General features: G+C 46.1%; 3 protein-coding genes. 2 read left to right on the top strand and 1 reads right to left on the bottom strand.

All coding sequences use genetic code 11. From position 1 onward, the window contains the following. Nucleotides 1-27 precede the first annotated feature (27 nt). Nucleotides 28-1,392 carry an MFS transporter gene (locus L0J61_RS08655; RefSeq protein ID WP_301466044.1) on the bottom strand — a complete coding sequence of 455 codons (1,365 nt, stop codon included), beginning with the start codon at nt 1,390-1,392 and terminating at the stop codon, nt 28-30. Nucleotides 1,393-2,104: 712 nt separating this feature from the next. Between L0J61_RS08655 and uvrA the strand changes: the two genes are divergently transcribed. Then, on the top strand, nt 2,105-4,990 hold the full coding sequence (gene uvrA / locus L0J61_RS08650; protein ID WP_301466043.1) for an excinuclease ABC subunit UvrA: 2,886 nt from the start codon (nt 2,105-2,107) through the stop codon (nt 4,988-4,990). Nucleotides 4,991-5,265: 275 nt separating this feature from the next. Further along, a complete protein-coding gene (locus tag L0J61_RS08645) occupies nt 5,266-5,529 on the top strand; it encodes a hypothetical protein (protein WP_301466042.1) in 264 nt (87 codons plus the stop codon). Nucleotides 5,530-5,675 lie beyond the last annotated feature (146 nt).

Genomic DNA, 5,675 nt, shown 5'->3' with positions numbered 1-5,675 from the left:
TATAATTTTACTTTAACCAATTTTTGTTTAAATATCTAGCCGACTGTCTGATAGATGCGACAGCTCCTGTCGTGATCTGTCTGTTAGTTGTGATTTATCTAACTTCAGATAAGCAACTTGCTCTTTGGCCATCACGACCAGTTCATCCACACCTTCTACCGACAGCATCTGTTGCGACCACTTTTGAATATCGATATTTTTAGGGATGGTGACTGTCGTACTTGATAAATAAGGTGGCTGTGCTATCGGGATGATTAATAATAGCGCGGTAGCCATGATCACAGCCAACACGCCCCATGCCATTAGATTTGGCTGCGTCAAGAGCACGCCACCCATCGCACCACCGACAAACGCACCAAAAAACTGACTCGATGAATTAAGCCCCATTGCTGTGGCTTTATTGGCCACTGGTGCCCGTTTAGAGATCCAAGATGGAATCGTGGCTTCAAGTAAATTGAAGCCCATAAAGTACAATAATAGCCCTAAGATAATGCCCGCACCTAACTGACTACCCAATGCCAGCAACGCGAGCGCAGCTGTCATTAATGCAATCGCGCCCAAAAATACTTGGCGCATCTTGCGTTTTTTTTCGGCAATAATAATAAAGGGTATCGCCACTGCAAAACCGATAAACAATAACGGTAAATACACCAACCCTTGCTGACGGACCGACAACCCCAGCACATCAGAAAGCTGATGCGGCAGGATCACAAAAATCGCCGTCATGGTCAGATGAAGCGCAAACATGCTCATATGCAAACGGTTTAAATCGCCGATTTTTAAGACACTGGCTAGCTGCTGACCAATCGATTTATTGTCTAAATTGTGCTTAAGTACCCGAAGCGGTGTAGGCACGATAAAAAGCAATACCATCGCCAGAATCGCAAAGCCCGATGTGAGCCAAAATAAGCCTGATATACCCACAGATCCAACCAACAAAGGACCAAAAGCAAACGCCAACATAATAGAAGTCGCGATGGTCAAACCCATCGTCGCCATCGCTTTGGTTCGCATTTCTTCACGCGTCACATCAGCCAGCAGTGCCATAAGCACTGCAGAAACTGCGCCACTACCTGCCAGCGCCCGACCGATAATTACTTGATAAATATCAGTCGCATTAGCAGCGATAATGCCACCTAAAGCAAACAAGGTCAGACCCAAAAAGATAATAGGTTTGCGTGGGAATTTATCAGCAGCAAGGCTCATCGGAATCTGAAAAATTGCCTGCCCAAGACCATAAACACCCACTGCCAAACCAATCAACAAAGGCGTGGCGTGCATGTAATCATTACCGTATACCGAAAACACAGGCACGATCATAAACAGACCAATCATCCGCAAGGCAAATATACCGCCAACCCCTAGGATCGCCTTTTTTTCCACGCTATTCATACTTGCCTCACAGGTTTATCATTTCTGGTATATCACTGCCTATCTATCAGGGCATCAGCCTACAAATTAAGCCCCATAGTATAGGGCATTCACCGCTAGGTTGCCGAAACTTTTGTACCACACTCAATACAAAAACACTCTTACCCTCATGGTTTTCAAAGCGCCTGGTTTCTGAGATGGTCATACTATCGTCAAAAAAACTCTAAAATAGGTACAAGGCAGCCTAATATAAAAAAGATACGGCGAGACTGCGATGAATTTTTTGCAAACTCTGTCTGCGTAGGCACAGCAAGCCAGGAAAGTTTGTACCAATTTCGCATTATTAGACACTGTATCCGTTTTATTTCGTATCGACCATACTTTATTTCGTGGTTTCGTTACCCACTACATTTACTGCCGCAAACCTTGAATAATGCAGGCATCGTGACAATTAAAGTACAGTACCACTAGCATCGTCAGGTGTTAGGTGCTTCAAAAGCCTTATTCTACAATGGTGCTGATTATCTAAAAATGGCACTGGTTGTCAAAATAATAACAAACGATACCTGTTACTTAACACTCATTTGATTTAGATTTACTGAGTCGACTAAAGGCTGACTATCCACAGAACTGGCATATAAAAATAATCCAGTCATGTCAGACAGCATATTAAGATACTTTTATTTTTTGATCTCTTTAAACAGCATTTTAGCAAATAGGAAACCTGTAACCGATGGCAAATGACCACATTGCAATACGCGGCGCACGCACCCACAACCTAAAAGACATTGATCTAGACATTCCACGTGATAAGTTCGTGGTGATCACTGGCCTATCTGGTTCTGGTAAGTCGTCTTTAGCATTTGACACCTTATATGCCGAGGGACAACGCCGTTATGTCGAGAGCTTGTCCGCTTACGCGCGTCAATTCCTCTCGCAAATGGAAAAACCTGAAGTAGATAGTATCGAAGGTCTATCTCCAGCTATCGCCATCGAGCAGAAGTCCACCAACCACAACCCTCGCTCGACGGTGGGCACGATTACTGAAATCTATGATTATTTGCGCCTGTTATACGCGCGCATCGGTACGCCCTACTGTCCTGAGCACGGCGAACCCATGGTTGCACAATCTGTGACTGAGATGGTCGATCAAGTCATGGCACTGCCAGACGAAACCAAGCTGATGATTTTAGCACCTGTGGTTCGTGAGCGTAAAGGTGAGCATACGGTCTTGCTTGAGCAACTGATCGGGCAAGGTTTCGTCCGTGTGCGTGTCGACGGTGATGTGTATGACACCGATGAGCTACCCACACTGGATAAGAAGAAAAAACATACCATCGAAGTCGTCGTCGATCGCTTCAAAGTTCGTGACGACTTAGGCAATCGCGTCGCTGAAAGCTTAGAAACGGCCCTGCGTTTGGGGCAAGGTCTCATTACTTTACACTTTATGGATGGCAATCCCAAAGAGGACGGAGCAGACAACCAAGTATTATCAGCCAAGCACTCCTGCCCTGTCTGTGATCGTGCCGTGCCTGAGCTTGAGCCGCGAATGTTCAGTTTCAACAACCCATATGGCGCCTGTCCAAGTTGTGATGGTCTCGGTAAGCGTCAATACTTCGCCGCCGAAAAGCTTATCACTCACCAAGAAAAATCGCTCAACCAAGGAGCGATTAATGGCTGGGATAAGCGTCATGCTTATTACTTTGGCTTGCTCTCTACCGTCTGCAATCACTTCGAAATCGACATGGATACACCGTGGCAAGACCTGACAAAAGAGCAGCAGAATATTATCATGCAAGGCTCAGGTAAAGAAAAACTGGCATTTAACTTTACCGATGAGCGCGGTCGAAAAACCAATAAGACCGTGCCTTTTGAAGGCGTCTTGCCTTATCTAGAGCGTCGCTACGCCAAGACCCAAAGCAACCTCGTCCGTGATGAACTGGCAAAGTACCTGGCCGACACCACTTGTAATGTTTGTGACGGCGCTCGTCTGAACGAAATCTCACGCAACGTCCGTGTCGACGGACAAACCATCGCAGAAATCGTCAAACTAGCTATCGGTGACGCTGCGGACTATTATAAAACACTGAAAATTGATGGGCACAAGGGCGAAGTGGCCGAAAAAATCTTTAAAGAAATCAATGAGCGTTTAAACTTCCTCGTCAGTGTCGGGCTAGATTATCTGACCCTCGCTCGCTCTGCCGAGACATTATCTGGTGGTGAAGCCCAACGTATTCGTTTGGCCAGTCAGATCGGCGCAGGACTCATGGGCGTCATGTACGTACTTGATGAGCCGTCAATCGGCCTACATCAGCGTGATAACGATCGCCTACTAAAAACCCTAACACGCTTGCGTGACCTAGGTAACACCGTCCTCGTCGTTGAGCATGACGAAGATGCTATCCGCCAAGCCGACCACGTCATCGATATCGGTATTGGTGCCGGTGTGCACGGTGGTCACATCATCGCCCAAGGCACTGTCGACGAAATCACAGCAACCAAAGAATCACTGACTGGACAATACATGTCTGGCGAAAAGAAAATCGAAATACCGACCATTCGACACAAAGCCAAAACTTTAGAGGTGGAAAGTAAAGGCAAAGCGAAACCGAAACAAGTGCCAATGAGTATTGAACTGAAAGGCGCCTCTGGAAACAACCTAAAAGACGTCGATTTGAGTCTGCCAGTGGGCATCATGACTTGTGTCACTGGCGTCTCAGGATCAGGCAAGTCGACGCTGATCAATCGCACCTTGATGCCAATCGCTGCCACTCAGCTAAACAATGCCTCAACATTGATCGCCGACAAGCATGACAGCATCAGCGGACTGGAGAACTTGGACAAAATGGTCGATATCGACCAAAGCCCCATTGGCCGTACGCCGCGCTCAAACCCTGCCACTTATACCGGTGTGTTTACGCCAGTCCGTGAAATGTTTGCCCAAACACAAGAAGCACGTGCTCGCGGGTATAAACCTGGGCGCTTTAGCTTTAACGTCAAAGGCGGGCGCTGTGAGATGTGCCAAGGCGATGGATTGATCAAAGTTGAGATGCATTTCTTGCCCGATATGTACGTGCCTTGCGACAGCTGTCATGGCAAACGCTATAACCGCGAAACGCTAGAGATCTACTATAAAGGCAAAACCATTGCTGATGTACTCGAAATGACAGTCGAGGACGCCACTGAGTTTTTCTCAGCCATACCCTCTATCTATCGTCGCCTACAGGCTCTCATGGATGTCGGCCTGAGCTACATTCGTCTGGGTCAGTCTGCGCCGACGCTATCTGGTGGTGAAGCGCAGCGGGTGAAACTGGCTCGTGAACTGGCAAAACGCGACACGGGACAGACACTCTATATCTTGGACGAGCCGACTACGGGTCTGCATTTCCATGATATCAATAAGCTGCTCAATATCTTGCATGCACTGCGTGATAAAGGTAATACCATCGTGGTCATTGAACATAATTTGGACGTCATCAAGACAGCGGATTGGGTAATCGATCTAGGCCCTGAAGGCGGTAAGGGTGGCGGTATGATCATCGCCGAAGGTACGCCTGAAGAAGTGGCGGAGGTGAAGGGCTCGTATACTGGCGAGTTCTTGAAGCCGATGCTTGGATAAGGGTTTAAAGGTGTAAGTTAATTTGATTAGTAATTAGATAGATATTTGAAGGCTGCTCTTTAAGGAGTGGCCTTTTTTGTTGGGTGGTGTAAGGTACGCATCACTTATAGGTAGGACTTAATTAAAATATCAATTTTCAAACTGTGCAGTTCCGTAGCGTTACCTTTCTTAATCTTTCGTTAAGTTTGTTTGAACCTTAGATGCCTTATTATTTTAGCAGTTCAACGACATTCGTGAACGACTACTGTATATAGATACTCACTTAAGGATTTCACATGAAAAAACTACTATTTATCGCCTTAGCCTCTACTGTTGGCGTCACTGCCTGCGCCTCCAGCGGAGCCTCGCATAACAGCAGTCACAAACACCAGAAACCAGCTATGTCAGCGGATATGAAGCAAGCCATGAATGACTGCGCTAAAAGAAATGGTGTGAAAATGACTAAAGATAGTCGCCCAAACAAAAGTGATATGAAGAAAATAGATTCGTGCATGAGCGCAAAAGGCTATGACAAGCCTGCAGGCGAAGGTCGTCACTAATAACTGATGTTTTTTAGATACTCGTTGATAGAAGGCCACTCTTTATAGGGTGGCTTTTTTTGTTGGATGACAAATAAGATAGGCTTCAAATGCTCTACTTTAATTAATATTAAATCTTGGCATTTATTGCTCAAGTATTACTGATA

The sequence above is a fragment of the Psychrobacter sp. genome, from assembly GCF_030457785.1.
Taxonomy (GTDB): domain Bacteria; phylum Pseudomonadota; class Gammaproteobacteria; order Pseudomonadales; family Moraxellaceae; genus Psychrobacter.
Note: the sequence above shows the minus strand (reverse complement) of the source record. Positions and strands in the feature narration are given on the sequence as shown.